This is a genomic window from Mucilaginibacter sp. P4_G9, from assembly GCF_056400985.1.
The window spans coordinates 1-2,087 of sequence record NZ_JBFUKF010000623.1; the positions used below are offsets into that span (position 1 = coordinate 1).

Consider the following 2,087-nt stretch of genomic DNA (forward strand, 5'->3'; position numbering starts at 1 on the left):
GATGTTAAAAGTGAGATAGGGGTAGGTTCCGAGTTTTCGTTTTTGATGGAGTTCCCGGTATCAACAGAACCGGTTGTGAAAAAAGCAATCCCCTCATCAATAAAGATCAACGAAAAAGGCGCTGGGGTATCAAGTATAAGGGTACTTATTGCCGAAGATAACATTGTAAATGTTATGCTGATGAAAAAGCTGTTATCAAAATGGCATATTATACCCACCATTGCCGAAAACGGTGTACAGGCTATTGAGATGATGCAATACGGCAATTTTGATATTATACTGATGGATTTGCAAATGCCGGTTATGAATGGTTTCGACGCCACCCTGGAGATCAGGAAAATGGCCGATCCAAAAAAATCAAATATCCCTATTATAGCGCTTACAGCTTCGGCTTTGTTTGATCTTAAGGAAAAAATTTATGAAGCCGGCATGAACGATTATGTATCCAAACCATTTAAGCCCGATGAATTGCTGGCCAAAATTCAAAGCCTGGTGGCAGTAGCTTCATAATGACGCGTTTGCAAAAAAAAGCCATTTGTCATGCTGAACGCAGTGAAGCATCTATTATTCGCCATGCTTCTTCGCCCTGCACTGTCCGCGAATAGATCCTTCGTTCCTCAGGATGACAAATCTTTTAAAACGTCATTCCCCTTTCAGAGTCCACGGATTTTACCACTCGCAATGACGTGGGATATGAGCCCCTTAAACAGGTTTGCTGTATTCCGGCAACTCTTCTATAAACTTGTATTCTCTTTTCTCCAGGTCGATATTGCAATAGTAGTGCTGCAGGCCGTTACTTACTGCCAGCAGCGACACCTTGTGTACCATGTTATAGCGGGCTACCTGGTCGAAGGTTTTTTGATCAATAGTTACCGATGGCGCCTTGCACTCTACAATTAATATCCGTTTCCCCTCGCTGTTAAACACCACAATATCCGTACGTTTTTGCAGTCCGTTGAGCTTAAGGCCGCCTTCGAGCCTGATAAGCGACCGCGGATAGTTTTTTTGCCTTACGAGGTATTGTACAAAATGTTGCCTCACCCATTCTTCGGGTGTAAGGATGATGGTTTTTTTACGGATCTCGTCAAACAATGACAGCTGACCGTTCTCGTCGCTTATTTTAAATGGGTAGGGAGGAAGGTTAAGCGGAGGTAAATTCAAAATTCAAAATTAAAAAGTCAAAATTAAAAAGGAATATCTGAAACATCAGCCAGGTTTTGAACTTTAGTTTCAACATTTACCATAAAAGACCGGCTTTGCGGGTTGGAATTTTTAATTTTGAATCTAAAGGTCATTTTTGACTTTTGAATTTTTACTTTTGACTTAAAAGATGACCGCAGCCGAGATTTTAAAAGATATAAAGAATCGTAAATACAAGCCCCTGTATCTGCTGCATGGCGAGGAGCCTTATTTTATCGACCTGGTGAGTAATCATATCGAGCATCACCTGCTTCCGGATGCCGAGAAAGGCTTTAATCAAACTGTTTTATACGGTAAGGATACCGATATGATGACCGTGCTTAATGCCGCCAAACGCTACCCCATGATGGCCGATTACCAGGTTGTGATGGTAAAGGAAGCCCAGGATATGAAATGGGGTAAGGATGATGACGGCAAAAAAGGCATCGACCCGTTATTGAGCTATCTTGAAAAACCATTGGCAAGCACCATATTGGTTTTTTGCTATAAGTACGGCAAGTTTGATAAACGTAAAAAAACGTATAAAGCCATTGAGAAAAGCGGGCTTATATTTGAGTCGGCCCCTTTATATGATAGTAAGATTCCTGCCTGGATTGAAGGGTTCATAAGCGATAAAGGATATAAAATAAACCAGCAGGCTTCGGCTATGTTAGCCGAGTATTTGGGCAATGATCTTTCAAAAATTTCAAATGAGCTCGAAAAACTGATGCTGAATGTAACTGCCGGGCAGGAGATAAGCCTGAAACTTATACAAGATAACATCGGCATCAGTAAGGAGTACAATGTATTTGAACTGCAAACCGCAATAAGCAAAAAAGATGCTTTTAAGGCTAACCAGATTATTAATTATTTTGAGGCTAATCCCAAGGCCAACCCAATAGTACTGG

At 41.1% G+C, this 2,087-nt stretch carries 3 protein-coding genes; 2 read left to right on the forward strand and 1 reads right to left on the reverse strand.

What is annotated here, in order from left to right:
- A partial coding sequence (locus tag AC1DPZ_RS26030) for a response regulator (RefSeq protein WP_477408973.1) occupies nucleotides 1-510 on the forward strand: 510 nt, incomplete at its 5' end.
- Between the two features lie 192 nt (nucleotides 511-702).
- Here the strand turns inward: AC1DPZ_RS26030 and AC1DPZ_RS26035 are convergent.
- Entirely contained in the window at nucleotides 703-1,164 is a 462-nt protein-coding gene (locus AC1DPZ_RS26035; protein WP_477408977.1) for a type I restriction enzyme HsdR N-terminal domain-containing protein, read from the reverse strand.
- Between the two features lie 166 nt (nucleotides 1,165-1,330).
- On the opposite strand from AC1DPZ_RS26035, the gene holA reads away from it, so the two are divergent.
- The coding region (gene holA, locus AC1DPZ_RS26040) for a DNA polymerase III subunit delta (protein ID WP_477408975.1) at nucleotides 1,331-2,087 on the forward strand (757 nt) is incomplete at its 3' end.